The sequence below is a fragment of the Candidatus Brocadiia bacterium genome (genome assembly GCA_041658285.1).
In the GTDB taxonomy this organism is placed as follows: domain Bacteria; phylum Planctomycetota; class MHYJ01; order JACQXL01; family JACQXL01; genus JBBAAP01.
Window position 1 is genome coordinate 22124 of the sequence record JBBAAP010000015.1, and the last position, 20833, is coordinate 42956.

At 51.4% G+C, this 20833-nt stretch carries 16 protein-coding genes; 10 read left to right on the top strand and 6 right to left on the bottom strand.

Features of this window, described 5'->3' with window-relative positions:
- The first annotated feature begins 2 nt into the window (after positions 1–2).
- The 6 genes from WC980_10295 to WC980_10320 all read left to right on the top strand — a co-directional run bounded on the left by WC980_10295 (position 3) and on the right by WC980_10320 (position 7415).
- The gene (locus WC980_10295) at positions 3–425 is read left to right on the top strand and encodes a YHS domain-containing protein (protein ID MFA5795438.1); all 423 of its coding nucleotides are present in this window, start codon (positions 3–5) and stop codon (positions 423–425) included.
- Between the two features lie 15 nt (positions 426–440).
- Entirely contained in the window at positions 441–947 is a 507-nt protein-coding gene (locus WC980_10300) for a ferritin family protein (protein ID MFA5795439.1), read from the top strand.
- Between the two features lies 1 nt (position 948).
- Entirely contained in the window at positions 949–1473 is a 525-nt protein-coding gene (locus tag WC980_10305) for a ferritin family protein (GenBank protein ID MFA5795440.1), read from the top strand.
- Positions 1474–1800: 327 nt separating this feature from the next.
- Positions 1801–2718 carry a GGDEF domain-containing protein gene (locus tag WC980_10310; protein ID MFA5795441.1) on the top strand — a complete coding sequence of 306 codons (918 nt, stop codon included), beginning with the start codon at positions 1801–1803 and terminating at the stop codon, positions 2716–2718.
- A 55-nt stretch (positions 2719–2773) separates the two neighbouring features.
- Complete coding sequence (locus WC980_10315; GenBank protein ID MFA5795442.1) at positions 2774–3556, top strand: response regulator; 783 nt, start codon at positions 2774–2776, stop codon at positions 3554–3556.
- 13 nt (positions 3557–3569) lie between these two features.
- Positions 3570–7415: a PAS domain S-box protein gene (locus WC980_10320; GenBank protein MFA5795443.1), complete on the top strand. Its 3846-nt coding sequence runs from the start codon at positions 3570–3572 to the stop codon at positions 7413–7415.
- 27 nt (positions 7416–7442) lie between these two features.
- Here WC980_10320 and WC980_10325 read toward each other — a convergent pair whose 3' ends face one another.
- From WC980_10325 to WC980_10335, 3 genes are all read right to left on the bottom strand, one after another.
- The gene (locus tag WC980_10325; GenBank protein ID MFA5795444.1) at positions 7443–8429 is read right to left on the bottom strand and encodes an HD domain-containing phosphohydrolase; all 987 of its coding nucleotides are present in this window, start codon (positions 8427–8429) and stop codon (positions 7443–7445) included.
- A gap of 339 nt (positions 8430–8768) precedes the next feature.
- Positions 8769–10031, bottom strand: a complete 1263-nt coding sequence (locus WC980_10330) for a M20 family metallo-hydrolase (protein MFA5795445.1) — start codon at positions 10029–10031, stop codon at positions 8769–8771.
- A gap of 110 nt (positions 10032–10141) precedes the next feature.
- A complete protein-coding gene (locus WC980_10335) occupies positions 10142–12811 on the bottom strand; it encodes a fibronectin type III domain-containing protein (GenBank protein MFA5795446.1) in 2670 nt (889 codons plus the stop codon).
- A gap of 189 nt (positions 12812–13000) precedes the next feature.
- Here WC980_10335 and WC980_10340 point away from each other — a divergent pair, with 189 nt between their 5' ends.
- The 4 genes from WC980_10340 (at position 13001) to WC980_10355 (ending at position 18103) form a co-directional block, all read left to right on the top strand.
- A complete protein-coding gene (locus tag WC980_10340; GenBank protein ID MFA5795447.1) occupies positions 13001–15292 on the top strand; it encodes an ATP-binding protein in 2292 nt (763 codons plus the stop codon).
- Positions 15293–15296: 4 nt separating this feature from the next.
- Positions 15297–15752, top strand: coding sequence for a response regulator (locus tag WC980_10345; GenBank protein ID MFA5795448.1), 456 nt, complete (start codon positions 15297–15299; stop codon positions 15750–15752).
- A gap of 79 nt (positions 15753–15831) precedes the next feature.
- A complete protein-coding gene (locus WC980_10350) occupies positions 15832–16209 on the top strand; it encodes a four helix bundle protein (GenBank protein ID MFA5795449.1) in 378 nt (125 codons plus the stop codon).
- Positions 16210–16237: 28 nt separating this feature from the next.
- Positions 16238–18103 (top strand): sigma 54-interacting transcriptional regulator, encoded by a 1866-nt coding sequence (locus WC980_10355; GenBank protein ID MFA5795450.1) that lies wholly within the window; start codon positions 16238–16240, stop codon positions 18101–18103.
- 138 nt (positions 18104–18241) lie between these two features.
- Here the strand turns inward: WC980_10355 and WC980_10360 are convergent, their stop codons facing one another.
- The 3 genes from WC980_10360 to WC980_10370 all read right to left on the bottom strand — a co-directional run.
- Entirely contained in the window at positions 18242–19306 is a 1065-nt protein-coding gene (locus WC980_10360) for a hypothetical protein (protein ID MFA5795451.1), read from the bottom strand.
- Positions 19307–19436: 130 nt separating this feature from the next.
- Entirely contained in the window at positions 19437–20243 is an 807-nt protein-coding gene (locus tag WC980_10365; protein MFA5795452.1) for a hypothetical protein, read from the bottom strand.
- 195 nt (positions 20244–20438) lie between these two features.
- On the bottom strand, positions 20439–20833 hold a 395-nt coding region (locus WC980_10370; GenBank protein MFA5795453.1), incomplete at its 5' end, for a trypsin-like serine protease.

The following is a 20833-nucleotide window of genomic DNA, read 5'->3' on the forward strand; positions in this document are numbered from 1 at the left end:
TTATGAAGAAAGTGTTTGTTACCGGCCTGGTCATCGCCGGATTGATAGCCGCCTGGGGATGCGGCAAGTCCGAAGACAGTCCCGCTAATAGGGGCAACAAGACCGCCCCGACCACCGAGGCACCCAAAGCCGAGCAACCCGCGCCGCCGGCCGCTAAGGCAACCGCTACCGCCACGGCCACCGTCGAGGTCAAGGCCGAGGCCAAACCGGCCGTCCTGCCCCACGTCATTACCGACGCCGAGGTCGGCCTCAAAGCCAAATGCCCGGTTATGGGCACGGATATCACCGTCGACAAGAACACCCTGTCCGCCGAGTACAACGGCAAGGTTTATTACTTCTGCTGTGCCGGCTGTCCGGAAGAGTTCACCAAGACTCCCGAAAAATTCGCTACCCCGGCCGCGTCTACGACGCCTCCGGCCAAATAGCCTAGAAAGCGCATTATGAAATTACCCAAAGCCCTGACCACCCTGGAAATCATCGGCATCGCCATCCAGTCCGAAACGGAAGCCATCCGGTTTTACCGCCGCATCAAGAACGCCGTGCGCAGTCCGGCGCTTAACAACAAGCTGTTTTTCCTCATCAACGAAGAGCAGAAACACCAACGCGCCCTGAACGAATATTACCGGCACCGCTTCGGCGGCATCACCATGTCCCGGCCCGATTCCTCGCTGGTCCTAAAACCGTCCGTGCCCAAAGGCCGGCTGACCGTATCCATCCTGCTCAAGAGCGCCATGAAAGCCGAGTCCGAATCCGAACAATTCTACCTCGACGCCACGGCCATCGTCAGCGACGTCCAGGGCACGCTCCTTTTCAAATACCTGGCCAAGGTCGAAAACAGCCACTACCAACTGCTCAAGCAGGAACTGGAGCTCATCGAGCAGTCGGCCAAAATCAAGGAGATGAAATCACTTTATCAAACGGATAAATATATCCATTTAGGACCATAATATGAAAAATAATAAGTATGACCCGGAAGACGCCCGGTGGCTTCGAATCGCCATCGCCTCTGAGAAGAAAGCCCTGCGCCAATACCTCGAATACGCCCTGCGCACCACCGACAGGTCAGGCAAGGATATGTTCCTAAAACTGGCCCGGGACGAATTCAGCCATATGGCCGCGCTGGAAAAAGAGCTGGGCCGGATGCAAGACGGCCGGGCCTGGGAGCGGATTAAAATCCCGGCATCGGACATCGAAAAGCTGGCGCCCCGGCTGAAAAAGACCGGCCTCAACGCCGACCAGGCATCCAAGGACGAGACACAGGCGCTGGGACTGGCCATCAAGGACGAAGACAAAGCCTCCGGGTTCTACCGGGCCAAAGCCTGCCAAACGAGCAGCTCGACTGCCAAAGTCCTGCTCAACCGGCTGGCCGATATGGAACAGGCCCATTCACAGATACTCCGGGCCGAGCTGGACAACATCCGCCAGACCGGCTTTTGGATGAACACCCGCGAAATCTCTTTTGAGATGGCGTAATCACTCCGAGCTCTCGTTTGCAGTAAGTGTAGTAAACCTGTCAGAGACCAACACTTATCCAACCTCACGGATAAAGACTACACACTCACAAAAACGATCGGATGGTTTTCGGCACACCCCGGGAATCTCCCTTAAAACCAGCACTTTACGGTTAGTCACCCAGTTACTGAATTTACTCCCGAAATGGCTGTTTTTAACCCCTATTTGCGACACTAATGCAACATAAAATAGCATTTTTTTTATTTGTGTTATTGATAAGGCCATCTACATTTCCCCAATTAGCCGGTTTTTCTTGCCGGGCGCCGGTGGAAATATAGAATGATTGTAATGAAAAAACAAGCATCATCTGGTATGCACATTTGGGTAACCTACAGCCTTCTTTCGGTCATACCGGTGTTGTTTTTGATATATCTTTTACTCAACAAGGATGTCCGCTATTTTATCATGCAGGGGATAATCCCCGGACCGATAAAAGTAACCCTGGTTTTAGGCGCGGTAGGGCTGGTGCTGATGTCGCTGGCCGGAATAATACTGCTGAGAAAGTCATTCTCTTCTATCAATAAATTAGCTAAGCAGGCTCAGGAATCATACCGACAGGTGGTCAACGAGGATATTAAGCTAGCTACAAATGATGATGCTGAAAAAATAAGCTACTATTTCAACGGATTACTTAAAGAGGTTCATTCCAAAATGATCGAGGCAAGCCGTTACGCCACGGAGATATCCGATATCAACAAGAAACTCACCCAGATGGCCATTAAGGATGGGTTAACCGGACTTTACAATCACCATTACATAAAAGAGCGGCTGAATAATGAGCTCCGGAGAGCCCAGCAGTTTCGGCATAGCCTTTCACTCATTCTCCTGGACATAGATGACTTCAAACAATACAACGACACCTATGGACACTTAAGCGGTGATCGGGTCATTCAAGAGGTAGCCGACCTGATTTTTCACAAAATCAGGCTAATTGATGTGCCAGCCCGTTACGGAGGCGAGGAATTCCTGGTGATTTTGCCGGAAACCGCCCAAGATGAAGCATTGGGTGTCGCCGAAACCGTCCGGGATGCGATAAACGCCCACTTATTCCCCGGCCATAACGGCAATACGATTCACCTGTCTATCAGCGCCGGTTTGAGCAGTTATACCGGATCCGAGCAGTGTGCGGACGAAATTATCAAATGCGCTGACGTGGCGCTTTACACTGCCAAGCGTAAAGGTAAAAACCGGGTTGTTCTGGTCTAGCATATTAAACAAGGTTTGATGGCAGTAAAAACAGTTCTATTGAAAGGAACAAAATATGAACAAGCCCGAAAAGATACTGATTGTTGATGACGAAATCATGATGCGGGAGATGCTTTACAGCCTGTTTTCCAAGAAGGGTTATCAGGTCATAAGCGCTCCTAACGGCGAGGAGGCCGTTAAGCAGGCCAAGGAATCCCGGCCGGACCTGATAGTTCTGGATCTGAAGATGCCCAAAATGAACGGGATTGAGGTGCTCAGGCAGATCCGTGAGTTCGACAAGGACGTGGAAGTAGTTATCCTGACCGGCATAATGGTGGAAGACTTGGAAAAGCGGGCTGCACAACTGGGTGTTTCCGAGATTGTCCGCAAGGGCGTGAGCGTGGAGCTGTTCCTTAAATCTATCATTCAGACATTGGAAAAGCACAAAGCCAGGCAAAGTAATGTACCAGCGCATCAACCGGCCAAGGCCAGGATTATGGTGGTTGACGACGACGTTGACATCAGGTTTGTCCTGGAAAAATTCCTTCAAAAACACGGTTACGAAGTGATTACCGCTCAGAGCGGCGAGGAAGCCCTAGAATACATAGAACGGGAGAAATCAAAACAGCCCAGTCTAGTTCTCTGCGATATTAAGATGCCTGGCATGGATGGACTCCTGACCATCAAGAAAATCAAAGAGCTGAACAGTAAAATCGGCGTGGTTATGATCAGCGGGCTCATAGACATGGAACTGAACCAGAAAGCCATCGAGCTGGGAGCCTATGATTACATAATGAAACCGTTCAATATGGAATATCTGGAAATGGTCGTGTTAACCAAATTATTGCTGACCGATTAATAGGAGTTGAACCGTGGCCAAAAAACCTAAATCAAACGCCCGGTCGGTAAAACCCGCCAAGAAGTCATCCGAACAACAAGTAAGGCTTAAAGAACAACCTGCCTCCAGCATCGACAGCAAGCAAATGGAAAATGTCTTAAAAAATGGAAACCGTTATCGGAATACCCTGAATAACATGCTTGAGGGTTGCCAGATAATAAGTTTCGACTGGCGATACCTCTACATCAACGAGGCGGCGACCCGGCACGGGCAACGACCACCGGCCCAACTGCTCAATCGCACCATGATGGAATGTTACCCGGAAATTGAAAAGACGGAAATGTTTGCCGCGCTCAAGCGCTGCATGGACCAGCGGATTCCACAGCAGCTGGAAAATGAATTTTCCTTTCCGGACGGATCAAAAAGCTGGTTTGAACTCAGCATCCATCCCGCGCCTGAGGGCATTTTTATATTGTCCCTTGATATTACCGAACGCAAACATAACCAGGAGAAAATCAAATACCTCAACAATATTCTCCGGGCTATTCGCAACGTCAACCAGCTGATTACCCGCGAACGAGACCGCGATAAACTAATCCGGGAGGCTTGTGGTAAGCTTACTGAAACGCGCGGCTACCTGTGCGCCTGGATTATCCTGTTTGACAAGTCTGGTAAATTCACCGCCGCGGCCGAATCCGGTCTGGGCAAGGATTTTGACCTGTTGGCGGAGAGCGTCAAATCAGGCAGGGTTCCCCGCTGTCTCCGGGAAACCATGAAACTTAAAGGAGTCCGGGTTATTGCCGATACGTCCGATTTCTGTCGCGGGTGCTTCCACCACGCCGTATATCCCAGCAAAAAAACTATGCTCATCCGGTTGGAATACAACGACGTCATCTACGGAATTCTGGCCATTGCCGCACCAGTTGAGGCATCCCTTGACCAGGAAGAGCAAGAGTTGTTCGGCGAAGTGTCCGGCGATATCGCCTTTGCCCTGTATAATATGGATGTGGAAGAAAAACAGAAGCAATCCGAAAAATCGTTGAAAGAATCCGAGGAAAAATTTCGGATTGTTTTTGATAATGCCAATGATGGCATACTCCTGGCCGATGCGGAAACCAGGAAATTCCATACCGGGAATAAAGCCATCTGCCGGATGCTGGGCTATACTTTGGAAGAAATTAAAGGTCTTGATGTTACGCATATCCATCCCGAAAAAGACGTGCCTTATGTGATGGCTCAGTTTGAGAAACAGCTCAGAGGTGAGATTGAAATCGTTGAAAACATTCCGGTAAAAAGGAAGAATAGCAGCGTCTTTTATGCGGACATCAATTCCACCCCTTTGAAATTACTCGGTAAAACATACCTGATGGGTATTTTTCGTGATATAACCGAGCGTAAACGGGCAGAGGAAACCCTGGCTATACACTCCCTGTTGTTGGATAATTCCATGGACTCTATCTTCCTACACGACGACCAGGGCCGGTTTATTTATGCCAATAAGGCCACTTATGAAACCCGCGGTTATACCAGAGAAGAATTCATGAAACTGAACCTGCGCGATCTGGATACCCCCGAATACGCCCGGTTAATCGGCCAGCGAATGAACCAGATAACCGAAAAGGGCAGCGCCGTATTCGAAGCCGCCCATCGTTGCAAAGACGGCTCAATCATGCCCATTGAAACCCACGTCTCAATCATAGAACTGTCGGGTAAAAAATGCTTTCTGGCTGTTCTGCGCGACATCACCGAACGGAAGAAAACCGAGGAGATCTTACGCAATAGTGAAAAGGCACTGTCGGAAGCGCAAAAAATTGTCCGTATGGGCAATTGGGAATATGATACGATAACACAGAAACGACGCTGGTCTGACGAGATGTTTAGTGTCTTCAGCCGTGACCAGCGCCTGGGCGCCCCTTCCTGGCCGGAGTTTGAAAGGATGGTTCATCCAGATGACTGGCCTTCGCTTTATAACGCCATGCAATCGTCTATTAATGACGGCACGCCTTATAATCTTGAATTCAGGGTTATTCACCCGGGCGGTAAAATCAACAATGTCTTAACCATAGGGAAAGCCGGACGAGATACTTCCGGCAAAATAGTAAAACTCTACGGCACTGTCCAGGACATCACCGAGCAAAAACAGGCCCAAAAAGAACTTGAAAGAAGCAATGATACCCAGGAAACAATCAACAATCTTTTAGAGATGTCGCTTAAGGATATCGCTTTGGATGAACTGCTCAAAAATACGCTCAATATGATACTGGCCATACCGTGGTTATCCCTGAAATCCCGGGGCTGTATCTTCCTGGTGGAAAGCGAGCCTGATGTTTTGGTTATGAAGGCGCAGCAGAGCATTTCCGATGCCCTGTTGAAAACCTGCGTTCGCGTGCCTTTTGGGAAATGTATCTGCGGAAAAGCCGCCTTAACCCGGGAAGTAAAATTCACGGACAGGGTAGACCAGCTCCACGAAATCAGATACAACGACATTATTCCGCACGGACATTACTGTGTGCCGATTATTTTTGACGACCAGATACTAGGTCTGATAAATATTTATGTGAAAGAAGGCCACCGGCGAGACCAGTCCGAAGAAACATTCCTGAAAACCATTGCCAATACCCTGGCCGGCATTATTGACCGCCGCAAGATGGGGTCTGAAAAAGCAACCCTGCAGAACCAGCTGTTTCAGGCGCAGAAAATGGATGCCTTCGGGCGATTGGCCGGTGGCGTAGCGCATGATTTCAATAATATCCTGACCGTGATTGACGGCTACTGCGCTTTGATGAAGGATGAGTTTAAAGATAACCAGCCGCTGGTAAGCAACATCCAACCCATTCGCAAGGCCGTGGAACGGGCGGCCAACCTGACCGGCCAACTCCTGGCTTTCAGCCGCAAACAGCCGATGAGCGTCAAAATCACCAATCTCAACAACCTGATAACCGAGATGGTCAAAATGCTGCAACGCGTTATCGGCGAGGATATAAAATTAATTGTTGATTTATTCCCTGAATTGAAAGAAGTCCGGATTGACCAGGGCCAGATCGGGCAGGTGATAATGAACCTGGTCATAAACGCCCGGGATGCCATGCCGTCCGGCGGGCAGATAACCATCAAAACGGGCAATACCGACATCACTACCGAGCAAACCCAGAGAATGCCCGAAAGCCGAACCGGGTTTTTTGTCAGGATAAGCGTGCAGGATGCCGGAGTCGGAATGAACAGGGAAATCATGGGACACCTTTTTGAGCCGTTCTTTACCACCAAGGAGCGGGGTAAGGGAACGGGATTGGGATTATCCGTCGTTTACGGCATAGTTAAACAACATAACGGCTGGATAGATGTCCGGAGCGAGATGGTGCAGCCCACCCGACCGAATACCCGTCTGAACGATTCATCCGGGCAGGACTCCGGTCGTCCGGGCGGGGGCACTGTCTTTGACGTCTATCTACCGGTGATGACCGTCCAGAAGGCCGACAAACTAGAGGATAAACCAAAGAAACCAGCGCTGAAATTAAAAACAGCCAATTTGCGGATACTTTTGATAGAAGACGAAGAGGATATCAAAGATGTCGTCGCTTTTGGATTGAGGAAAAGCGGCTACCATGTATTCGAAGCCGCCAGTGTCGCCGAAACGCTTAGAATCTTCGAACAGGAAAAAGGGAAATTTGATGTCGTCTTCAGCGATATTATCCTGCCGGACGGAAACGGGGTTAGCTTAGTCAAGAACTTATTGGAAATCAACCCCCAACTAAAAGTAATCTTGAGCAGCGGTTATATCGATGACCGGTTGCAACTTAAGACTATCGAAGACAAAGGCTATAAATTCATTTCCAAACCGTACAATGTGACCCGGCTGGTTAATGCCATCTTGAAATCATAATACCGGCCGGTTTCATGACATGGTATCCTAACCGGACGCCTGCTCTTTTTTCACCACCTCAAGGAACGCCGCCACGACTTTGGGGTCGAACTGGCTTCCTGAATTCTGCCTGATGGTGTTCAGTGCTATATGAGGGGTGAGGGCCTCGCGGTAAGGCCGGATCGAAGTCATGGCATCGTAAGTATCGGCCACGGCGATAATCCGGGCGCCGATGGGGATTTTGTCGCCGGCCAGCCCGCTCGGGTAACCCTGGCCGTCAAACCGCTCGTGGTGATGCCGTATCAACGGCTCCTCTGCCCGGAACAACTTGAGCTGCTCCATCATCATACTGCCGATGACCGGGTGCATCTTGACGTCGGCCCATTCCTGGGGCGTCAGTTTGCCTTCCTTCATCAATATCAGGTCGCTCAGGCTGATCTTGCCGATATCGTGCATCAACCCGGCGCAGTTTATCACCTCGACTGTGTCGTCGCGCAGGCGCATCGCCTTGGCTATCAGGCTGGAATATTCGGCCACGCGCGAACAGTGGTTCTTCAGGTATTTGTTCTTGGTCTCCGTCAGCTGGATGATGATCCGCAACAGCCCCATATAACTTTCCCGCAACAGATGCGAGGTAGCCGAGTTGTATTCCGGCTTATACCTGAGCCTGGGATTGAGCACCTTGGTAACCACCTGCCTGATCTGGGTAAAGTTGAACGGCTTGGCCAGCATATCAACGGCGCCCTTGTCCAGCGCCTCGATGATTTTATCGTGCGTGGCGAAGCCGCTCATCATTATGACCGGCTGTTTGGGATGGGTTTTCTTTATCAGTGCCAGCGTGCTCAGGCCGTCCAGCGCCGGCATCATCACGTCGCAGAGCACCAGGTCAAAACGCTCCTTGGCCAACATCTCGATGCCGTCAATGCCTATTTCCGCATGATGCACCTCATAATCAATCTTGCCCAGGAACGTGGCCAGCACGTTCCTGACATCAGGCTCGTCATCGATGATAAGTATTTTCTGCTTCTGTGACATAAAGATTTATTAAGGCATCAGTATGATATTTGTTATCCGGAATAAAGTCAATATAAAGATGGATAGCTTGCCTGGATTCACCGGGATATGTCTAAAAAGTTACGCCGGTAGGTTATCCACAACTTAAGTAATCACGGGGATATACTACCACCCCTCTGTGGCTATTGCGTTGCAAAAGACAGGTTGTGTCCCCGTACCACTAATGACTTTTCCATTCGCACAGTTTACCCGCCTTTGGGCAGGGCTCAGGGACCTAAGTCCCTACCCGTGAGGGTTCTTGTCCCTATAAGTCCTTACAGGAGGCTTCGTACTGTCACTAACTCCCGGAGTTTACCCCGCTTAGGCGGTGGTCGAAGTAACACTAAGGCCGCTGGCTAAGTGTGCAAAGACCTTGGCGTCGGTTATCATATTCTTTATCAGGCAGTATTCGTTGGGTTGGTGGGCCATCCAGCCCAGGGTGGACCAAACCACGGCCGGGATGCCTTCCTGTCTGAAATGGGCCGCAAAGGTCCCTCCGCCGATACCGACCAGTACCGGCTTGCGCCCGGTGACGTACCTGATTGAGGCGCCCAACATCCTGACCGCCGGGGCTGTCGGCGCGGTGTAGGATGCGACTGATTCGTTGACGACTTCAATGCCCACCTTGACCTTGAACTCTTTGGCTATCCGGACGGATTCCTGCCTGAATACCCGCTTGATTTGCTCGGGCTTGTACCGGGGCAATATCCGGCAGTCGTAGTAGAATATGTCCTCGCCCGGTATGGTGTTGACGTTCTCGACGTTGGCGTCTTTCTTGGTCGGTTCAAAGGTGGAAACGGCCGGATTGAACAGGCGGTCTTTGGTGGAAAACCGTTGGTGCAGGACCTTGTCCAACCGGCAAAGTAGCTGTGCGCCGGCCCGATGGGCGTTGTTGCCGGCGCCGGGTACCGAGGCGTGGCACTGGCGTCCTTTGACCGTGACCTTGAGCCAGAGAACTGTTTTCTCCGCAATCTCGATTTCCAGGCTGTCCGGACGTCCGCTGTCTGGCACGATGATGATGTCCTGCTTCCGGAAAAGTTTCCGCTGGTGAGCTAACAGCCGCTGGACGCCGAAATGACTGCCGGTCTCTTCATCCGCCAGGAAGCTCAGTGCGATATCGTATTCGGGCACGAGTTTCAGATCCTTCATAGCCTTGAGGGCAAAGATGGATGTGATGATGGCCTGCTGGTTGTCTTCGGTACCCCGTCCATAGATTTTGCCGTCCTTGACCACGGCCTTATAGGGGTCGGTCTGCCAGAGGTTGCGGGCGCCGGGCGGGACGACATCCAGATGGCTTATCAACCAGATAGTCCGGGAGTGGTTTCGGCCTTGGACCCGGGCAATCAGGTTGGGCCGGTAGCCGCAGGGCACGGTCTTATCGAGCGCGCGGTATTCTTCGATGCGGTCGAAGCCCATCTTGCGCAGTTCTTTCTTGAGGTAGTCGGCCTTTTTGACCTCGCCGATGCCTTTATTTATGGGCGAAAGCGCCGGGATGGCCGTCAGGCCAACCTGGAGCCGGACCATATCGCCCTGGAGCTGGTGGATGCGGTTGAATACTTTTTTAACATCATTATCAGACCACATAAACATCCTTTCTTGTTAGAATATATGTATTATCTAAGGGGCCTATCGCCCCGCTGACCTATTGTATTTTTCATTGCCCCACCTGCGTCGGGGCGGTTCTGTCGCATCGTTTATGGCTCATACCACCAAATATCATTTTTATAAGTGTCAGGAGAACCTTGCACCGTCCCTCCAAACAATATACCTTTTGTCCCATCCCATATCAGCTTGGAAAACACCCTTGCTGATGGTGAACCTGGCGAGTCTTTCGGTATCCTTTCCACATAAGAATTGGTATTAGGATTATACAACCACAAATCATTATTGCAACCAGTATTGTCACTTCCGCCAAATATCAGGACATTGGCCCCATCCCAAGCCATGGTATGATATTGACGCGCTAATCCTCCAGTTTGAATTTTCACTGTCCAGATATTCAGCGTCGGGTCGTACCACCACCAATCGGAGTATGTCTGATAACCGCCGAATAAAATAATCCTTACTCCGCCCCAAACCATTGCATGATAATATCTTGCCGGCGGCGAGCCCGCTGTATTATTAGGTATTTTCTGAGTCCAAGTATTGGTTATCGGCTCATACCACCATAATTCATTGTTATTAACCACTGCATTACCACCGCTGAACAAGATAACCCTTGTCCCATCCCAAACCATTGAATGGCCGAATATTGACTGGGGTGAACCAGGCATCAAATTAGCAATCTTCTGAGTCCAGGTATTCGTCCATGGGTCATACCACCACAAGTCGGTGAAACCACCGCTTACTCCTACTCCACCAAATAGAATAATATTTTGCCCATCCCAAACCATTTGATGTTTTTCTCTTGCTGTAGGCGAGCCAACACTGTTTAGGGCTATTTTCTCCACCCAGGTATTTGTCGCCGGGTAATACCACCAGAGGTCATCCAAATACTGACTCCCATCATACCCGCCGAACATTATTGCTTTCGTCCCATCCCAAACCATCGAGAACTGCGTTCTCGCTGAAGGTAAAATGCCTGTAGGGTTTTTCAAGGTCCAATAGTTAGTGTAGGCGGATGTTTCATTAGAATAATCGCTTTTAGTGATATTATTAACCGCCTTTACGCGATAATAATATGTATTCCCTTTGGCTAGACCGGTGTCCGTAAATGCCGTTATATCCGCAACGGCGGTCGTTAAGATTACGGCATAGACGCCGCCGGAACCGGTTTTCCGTTCTATCTTAAAGCCGTCTTCATAATTGGAATTATCAGTCCAGGTCAAAGCTATTGCCGTAGCTGAAATTACTACCGCTGTAAGATTGCTCGGGGTTTTGAGCGCCGTGGCTACGGCCAGAATATTGGAGTAACCGCTTTGGTCGTTGGGATTGTGCGCCCTGACCCGGTAATAATATACGGTGTTTTCGGCCAGTCCGAAGTCGGCATGGTAGTTGACGTTTACGCCGGTAGCGGCTATTTGGGTGAAACTGACACCGTCGGCGGAGCGTTCGAGCTGGAATCCGCTTTCGTTGACGGAGTTATCTATCCATATCAGGTTTATCTGGTCGACGGTTACGGTAGTGGCGGTCAGCACGGTCGGGGCGTTAAGGGCAATCACCTCCGAGGCCTCGTTGGAATAAGCCGAGCTGGTGTTGGCGTTGCAGGCCCAGACCCGGTAGTAATAGATATCGCCATCCACCAGTCCGGTGTCGGAATAAGCCACAGCGTCGGCGCCGAGCGCGCTGATCTGGCTGTAAACACTGCTCGAGCCGGTTTTGCGCTCAACCTTGTAGCCGGTTTCGTTGGCGGAGTTGTCGGTCCAGGCCAGGTTTATCTGGCTGGATGAGATAACCGCGACGTTGAGCGCCGACGGCGGCTGGAGCGGCGTGGTTATGGACGATTCGTTGGTGTAGGCGGTCTGGCCCAGGGCGGCGCTGCAGCCGCGCACCCGGTAAGAATAGACGGTTCCATCCATCAGCCCGGTATCGGAATAAGTCACGGCGTTGGCGCCGGTTTGGGCAATCTGGACAAAGGCGCCGCCGGAACCGGTTTTACGCTCGACCTGGAACCCGTCTTCTTTGCCGGAGTTATCGGTCCAGGCCAGGTTGACCCCTGCGTAGTTGATAACCGCGCTGTTGAGCTGGCTGGGCGAACTGAATGGCGTGGCGGCCGAAGCGACCCCGGAATAATCGCTGTCGCCGCTCGGGTTACGCACCCGGACCCGGTAGTAATAAAGCGTAGCATCATTCAGGCCGGAGTCGCTGTAGGATACGGTATTGGCCGGAAGTACGGCGCACATGACAAAGCCGGTCCCGTCGGCGGAACGCTCAAGCCGGAAGCCGGTCTCATCGGCAGTGCCGTCGGCCCAATTAAGGTTTATCTGCGAGGCCGAGACAACTACAGCGACCAGATTGGCCGGCGCGGCCGGCAATGCCGGAGTGCCGGCCGAGGCGCTGTTGGAATACATCGAGTCGCCGTTGGAATTATATGCCCTGACCCGGTAATAATAAGTCACTCCCGGCGCTAATCCGGAATCAACGTATGTAATTACATCTGCTCCGGTTAGGGCGAGCTGGGTGAAACTGACCCCGTCGGTAGAACGCTCTATCTTTACGCCGTCCTCGCTGTTGGAGTTATCCTGCCAATCAAGAGTAATCGCGGTGTAATTTGCTGATGCTCTCAGGCTGGAAACCGCGCTGGGGAGCGGAGCTGACGAGCCGGCCAGGCTTTCCTCGCTGGGCTTGCTATTATCGCACAGCCCGCCGTAGCCCAGGGCTAAAAAGGAGGTTAACAAAAAACCCAGGATTAATCTTTTCGGCATGCCATCCTCTTTTTACTGGAAGTTATTAAAAAGCCCATCTGCCGGAGTGCAATTTAGTCCCATTAATGAAATTTGTCAAGGATTTATCCGGCGGATATGCTCTCCTGTTTCCTTGACACTATCATAAAATTATATTATAGTTCGGCGGTTAGAATCGGCCTGCTAGCAGGCACGGGGAAAATGATTTCTATGTCTATCAGATCTAAGCTGACAATAATATTCCTGGCCATCGCCTTGATTCCCTTGTTCCTGGTCAGCATGAACACCTTCCATAACTACCAGGATTCATTAGAATCGAGCCGGCTTTCACAGTTGCAGAACCTCATCATCTTTAAAGCGGATAAAATAGAAACATATTTCAACTCGTTAAAGACTGATCTAGGTATAATCCAAAGCGGTTACGCCATTAAGAAAAATCTCCCGGTATTGACCCGGCTGGCTAATAACCCGGCCAATCCGGAATTCATCGCCGCCAGGAAAATGCTTGACGAGGTCTTGCTGAATATGCCGCCGATTTTAGGCTTGGTTGATATCATGCTGGCTGCACCTTCGGGCAAAGTGGTTTATTCAAGTGATCCGGAGCATTCCGCCAAAGACTTTTTAGGTTCCTTCCCCGCCCCCGGGCAAAAGGCATTCCAGGAAGGAAAAGATAAAATTTACCTTTCCGACATATTCCTGGATAAAACAATGGGCAATAAACCATCCATGATGGTTACGGCTCCGGCCTTTGATTTTAACGGAAGTTTTATCGGGGTTATCGGCTTGGAATTGGATATGACTCATATGTATAAAATTATCCAGGACATTACCGGCCTGGGTAATACCGGTGAAACCCTGATCGGAAAACTCGAAGGAAATCAGGTGGTCTATTTAAACCCCCTCCGGCACGACCAGAAAACGGCGCTGGAGAAACACGTGGCTATGGGAGGAATCATCGGCAAGCCTATTCAGGAGGCCGTGCAGGGCAAAAACGATTCCGGCCGGTTGATCGATTACCGTGGTGAAGAAGTCATTGCCGCCTGGAGATATCTTCCATCCTTAGGCTGGGGAATGGTGGCCAAAATAGACAGCCGGGAAGCCTTTGCCGATGTGAAAAATTTAAGACATCTGTTATTTATCATCCTGGGCGTCATCGTCATTTTATCCGGTATCGCGGCATTTTCCATCGCCCAGTCTATCTCCGGACCGATAAAAAAACTCTCCAAAGGCACCCAGATAATCGGCAGCGGAAACCTGGACTATAAAGTTGCCACTGATTCAAAAGATGAAATCGGCCAGCTCTCAAGGACCTTCGACAAGATGATACAGGATTTAAAGCAAACCACCGCTTCGCGCGATGAATTGAACCGTGAAATAACCGAGCGCAAGCAGGCCGAAAAGGAACTGCGCGAAAGCGAAAAACGGCTGACCAGGGCCCAGGAAATCGCGCATCTGGGCAGCTGGGAACTTGACCTGGTCAATGACCACCTGTCCTGGTCGGACGAGGTCTACCGCATCTTCGGCCTTAAACCCCAGGAGTTTGCCGCCACCTACGAGGCGTTTCTGGAACGTATCCACCCGGACGACCGGGCCGCGGTTGACGCCGCCTATTCCAACTCACTGCGCGACGGCAAAGACACCTACGAAATAGAACACCGGGTCGTGAATAAATCCACCGGTGAAGTCCGTATCGTCCATGAAAAATGCGAACATACCAGGGATGAAGCCGGCAAGGTCATCCGTTCAGTCGGCATGGTCCACGACATCACCGAGCGTAAAAAGGCCGAGACAGAAATCAAGCGGTCCAACGAAAACCTGGAACAGTTTGCCTATGTAGCGTCCCACGACCTCCAGGAACCCTTAAGGGTGATGTCCAGCTATTCACAATTGCTGGAAAAGCGCTATAAGGACAAGCTGGACCAGGATGCCGATGATTTCATCGAGTTCATCGTGGACGCCGCCAGGCGCATGCAGATGCTGATCACCAACCTGCTGGAATATTCCCGGGTCGGACGCAAAGAAATCCTGGCGACAAAAGTAGATTCCAACGAACTGGTGGACAAAGCCGTCAAAAACCTGTCCGAGTCCGTAAAATCCACCGGCGCCGCCGTAACCCGCGGAAATCTGCCAGTGGTGCATATCCCGGAAAGCGGGTTCCTGCAATTATTCCAGAACCTGATCGGCAACGCCATAAAATTCCACGGCGCCGAACCGCCCAAAATCAATATCAGCGCCGAAAAACGGGATAGCGACTGGCTGTTCAGCGTCAAGGATAACGGCATCGGCATCGAACCGCAATACAAGGACAAGGTCTTCCAGATTTTCCAGCGACTGCATTCCCGCCATGAATATCCGGGCACCGGCATCGGGCTGGCTATCTGCAAAAAGATAGTCGAAAATCACGGCGGCCGGATCTGGCTGGAATCCCAGGCCGGCAAAGGGACAACGTTTTACTTTACAATACCGCGGTTATTTAATATCTTGCAAGAGAAGGAGGAATAACAGCATGAATAAAAACAACGGAATAGCAAGCCCCATTAACGTGCTTCTGGTCGAGGACAGCCCGGCCGACGTGCGGCTGACCAAGGAGGCGCTCAAAGAGGAAAAACTGCACGTCAACCTCAGCGTGGTCAATGACGGCGTCGAGGCCATGGAATTCCTGCGCCGGGAAGGCAAGTTCGCCCAGGCCGTCCGGCCCGACCTGATATTGCTGGACCTGAATCTGCCTAAAAAAGACGGGCGCGAGGTGCTCAAAGAAATCAAGTCCGATGAAAAACTGAAAAGCATTCCCGTCGTCATCCTGACCGTTTCCAAGGCCGAAGAAGACATAGCAAAATCGTATAACCTGCATGCCAATTGCTATATCACCAAACCGTTGGATTTGCTCCGATTCTCAATAGTGGTAAAATCCATAAAGAATTTCTGGCTGACCATCGTCAAACTGCCGCCCAAAGAGGGGTAGGCGGCCAGGAACGGGGATACGATAAACGAAAAGACGATAAAACGACAGACGCAAGGACGAAAAGACGAAGGATGGGAAAATGACGGAAAGGATAAATAGCGTCAGGGATTTGGAAGTTTATCAGATTGCTTTTGATACGGCCATGCAAATATTCCAAATGACAAAATCCTTTCCTCTTGAAGAAAAATATTCTTTGATTGACCAAATTCGCCACTCATCAAGGTCTGTTTGCAGTAACTTGTCGGAAGCCTGGCGTAAAAGAAGGTACAAAGCGGTATTCATTAATAAATTGTCGGATGCTTCGCAGGAAGCGGGCGAAACACAAACCTGGCTGGAATTCGCCTTGAAATGCGGGTACATTACCAAGCAAATATTTGACAAATTAGACGAGAAGTATGAACATATTTTCGCGATGCTGATAACTATGGCACGAAAGGCAGATAGTTTCTGCAAATAACGAAGAAGGTGCGAAGATAAATGACGAAATGATAGACGCTCGGTTTGTTCGTTGCGCGCTCGACTCGTCCATCGTACAACCGTCCTTTCGTCCGTCGTATAACGATATGCCTGATAAAATAAAACTACTGGTGGTGGAAGATACGGATGCGGATTTCCGCCTGGTCGTCGAATACCTCAAGGAATCCCGCCTGTCATCATTTGAAACCACGCGCGCCAAGACCCTTTCAGAGGCGCTCCAAGCCATTTCCGCCAACAAGTTCCAGGCCGCATTGACGGACCTGGGCCTGCCCGACAGCCAGGGATTAACCATCGTAGATAACATCTCCAAAGCCGATCCGGATATCGCCATCATCGTCCTGACCGGTCTGGACGATGACAAACTGGGCTTAGACGCGCTAAATAAAAGGGCGCAGGATTACATAGCCAAGGGCCGCCTGCAAGCCGAGATTCTGGACAAAAGCATCCGCTATGCCATCGAACGCAAACGGACCGAAGACCAGCTCAGGAAATCGGAACTCAAGTTCCGGGCCATCTTCGATTCCGCCCCCTGCGGTATAATGATTCTGGACGAAGAGCGCCGGGTGCATTCGGTTAACCGGGTAATAGAAAATGCTTTCAACATTTCCAGCGCCAAAGTGCACAACAAACGGGGCGGCGAGGCGCTCAACTGCATCCATTCCTTTGAAACACCCGAAGGCTGCGGTTTCTCCCAGGCCTGTAAGGAATGCATCATCAGGAAAAACGCCGTTTATTCGCTCCAAAACAAGGAATCCTATCGCAGCAAAACTACCCTGTCGCTGTTGAACGAAGGAGTCGTCCAGGACCGCACCGTCCTGATCAGCTCGGCGCCCATAGAATACGACGGCAAACAGCGGGCCGTTATCATCCTCGAAGACATCACCGAGATGAACGAACTGCGCCGGCGGCTTAAGGCCGAGCATTCCTTTGCCGGCATCATCGGCAAAGACCCCAAGATGCTCGACCTCTATGACGCCGTCAGGGAACTGGCCGAATCCAACGCCTCGGTCATGCTCCAGGGCGAAAGCGGCACCGGCAAGGAACTGGTCGCCCTGGCCCTGCATAACGAAGGCCTGCGCTCCGACCGGCAGTTCGTGGCCGTCAACTGCGGCGCCCTGCCGGACAACCTGCTGGAAAGCGAACTATTCGGCCACGTCAAGGGCGCCTTTACCGGCGCCGTCCGCGACAAAAAAGGACGCTTCGAACTGGCCGACGGCGGCACCATATTCCTCGATGAAATCGGCGACCTCAGCCCGGCCATGCAGGTAAAACTCCTGCGCGTACTCCAGGACGGCTCTTTTGAGCCGGTCGGTTCCGAAAAGACATTAAAAGTGGACGTCCGGGTCATCTGCGCCACCAACAAATCACTCAAACAGGAGATAGCCGCCGGCCGGTTTCGCGAAGACCTCTTTTACCGGCTGTGCGTCATACCCATAACCCTGCCGCCCCTGCGGGAAAGGCTTAACGACATACCGCTGATAGCCGAATACCTGCTGGAACGCTTTGCCCAGGAGGCCAAATCAAACAAAGCCGTACTGACGCCGGAGGCAATGAGCATACTTCTGGACCATAACTGGCCCGGCAACGTCCGTGAGCTCCAGAATGCGCTTCAGCTGGCAATAATTAAATCCCAAAACGGCAATATCCGGCCGGAACACCTGCCCCGGAGCATCTACCAGCCGGCCGCGGGCCAAAGCGCCGCAACCGGCACATCAAAATCCGGAACTGGCAAACGCCGCCGCCGATGCAAGGTCGAATCAGCCGACGCCATAGAACACGCACTCAAACAGGCCAAGGGCAACAAAATCAAGGCCGCCGAAATACTCAACATCTCACGGGCCACGTTATACCGGTGCCTGGACAGGAAGAAATAACAGTCTAAACAGTTTATAGAGTCGAGAGTCTATAGAGTCAGATTCTTAACTCCTTAGTGCCAGTAGGAGTATACGACGTACTGGCACTTATCCCGCATAGCGGGGCTAGACTCCACAAACCCTTTAGACTCTTTAGACTCATTCTATATAGCCCTTTATCCACACATTCGTTGATGTGAACACGCCCGATTTAGTTATCATCACTCGAACCTGTCTAAGAGTATCCGTGGCTAACATACACTCCTTATAGGCGTTATTATTGTTTCCTGGAGTGTTTTGCCAGATGAAATGTATGGTCGAACTACTGAAATCAGTACCTGTTCTACGACCGAGCACGGTCAGTATCTGCTCCATCCCGACCGGGACGGACATAGCGTTCAACTGCATCTCCACAATCACCGCTTGTGCCGTAGCCGGAATCCAGGTTGACAAGTCTATTAATTGGTCTATGTCCACCATCGAGTTCTCCGAGAACACCAACGGCTGGCTGGGCAACAGGGTCAACTGCATCCCGCCCGCACCACCGGTAGGCGGAGCAATCCAGTTGAACTTACCGGTCGCCGCATCGAAAGACAGTATCTGCCCGTCCGTGGGCGGAGCCAGGTTATAGAGCAGTTCGTGGTTGATGGAAGCCAGCGCAATCTTGACCCAATCAACGGCTCTATCCTGCAATTTGGCATTTGAAATCTGCGAATCACCGACTTCGTCGGTGCTAATCGGCGGCGTAATCGGCCTGGTGATTCCGCCCGGCGTTGCATACTTAAACTTGCCCGACGCCTGTTCATATGTAAGGGCCTGTCCGTCTGCCGGAGCATTGACCGCATCCACCTTAGGCGGATTAATACTTGCGTCCTGTATCTTGTCTCCTGTCACAGCCAGGTCCCTGATTTTCTCCTCGGTTACTGCGCCTCCTGCGATTTCTGCGGTGTCTACGGCCCCGGTCTTGAGGTTCTGTTTCTCGATAGTGTCGAGCGCTATCTTGGCTCCGGTGATGGAGCCGTCCGGGATACCCACGGCCGGGACGTCGTCCCCAAGCTTGGCCAGGGTAACGGCCTTGTCGGCGATATCCTCGGTCTGGACGGTCGCGTTCTTAATCTTAGGCGAAGTCACCGCATCGTCGGCCAGCTTATCCTCGGTAATGGCGTTTTCGGTAATCTGCGGAGTAGTCACCTGCCCGTCTGTGAAATATCTTCTTCTATACATATAAATCTTACCACGAAAGCACGAAAATATCAAAGCACTAAATAATTCCGTGTCTTCGTGTCCTTTCCTAATTTCGTGGTTGAATTAAAAGGAAACAAGGGCGGCTGCAGTCCGCCCCGTTTCTGTTGCTTTAGACCGTGATCCCCACCTGCACATGCAGGTTCAGCCGGCCTTCGGTATCGACCTCCCACAGGCAGAAGCACTTATCGGCTCCGGCCGTGGCCACGAAGATATCGCACTTGGCCGGGTCGCGCAAGCCGTTCAGGAGCGACGCATTGATTATATTCTGGGCGGTAATCTGCGCTGGATCCATCTCTGACTTAATTACCATTAACCCACCCTGAATAATTCTCTGCTGAATCGCCGTCTTAAGGGCGTTGCGTTCCCCATTCCGGGCGATATTGTAGGGCTCGCCGTCAGACGTGCCGGACGGACCAACCCAATCCTTGGCGCGGTTGTCGCCGACCAGGTAATAAGTCGCAACCGGGGCCGGGCCCCGTCCGCGAATCTTATCGCCGGTCATGCGCAGCGTGCCTGCTCCTATCTTGAGTGCCCAGCGGTCTTTGGCCGCCTGGACCTTCTCCTTGAAGAGCTTGGCCACCACGCCGTCAACCGTAGCAAAAACCTTACCCAGATTTTCCTTCCATCTGGCAAATGACTTGGTCATGTTTTCCCGGCGAGCGCTGCGGATATTATCCGAGGTTCGTTCTTTGCGGGATACGAATGTCGGGTCAACAAACGGACGGAAACCATCTTCTGATGGTTTAACCATTTTGCTGATAAACGCCACTTCGTCCGGTATGCGCTCATCAATCTTGTCCTTTATAAGCGCTCCTGCCTCGCCCAAATGGTTAGCCCAGGCATCCGGCATATGCCCTGACACCTCGGCATTTTCCAATATGTACATTTTCAACTCAAACTTTTTCTCGAAAGCCATAAAAGCCTCACTACCGAAGATATATCATAATCAGCCCAGCCAGGCCGCCGCGCCTTGCTCCCCGCTCACAGTGCGGCGTGGCGCCGATGGCGGCCCAGGCTGAACTGTGGATTCACTTACGGTTCTTCTTTCCTTCAAGGTAATCCAAAATAATCCCAATGACTACCTGGATTATCCTCCTCCAGAAACCTGACATCATTTGAAACATACATTGTTTCCTCTCTTACTCGCTGTTAGACCAAAGGGAGTTAGCAGCGAGTTAGATCCCGCATATTCCTGCGAGACACTTTCCAGAAAATCGTAGATTTTCTGTATTGGAACGATACCTGCCATAGTAGTCACCAACTGCTCTTTGCAGGTATGGACCCAAACGGAAATCCCAACCACTTCATAGGTCCGGGCATCGAATACCGGCCCGCCGGAATTGCCCGGAAGAATGGGAGCCGATATTTCCCAATAATCCGGCTCGATAATCGATATAATGCCGTACTGTTCAACGTCAGCGCATTTGAGACAAAGGAATGAAGGGGAATAAGTTGCAGATATCAAGGAGTTTTGGGGGGAGAAAACTCCTTGAAAAATCGACTCGA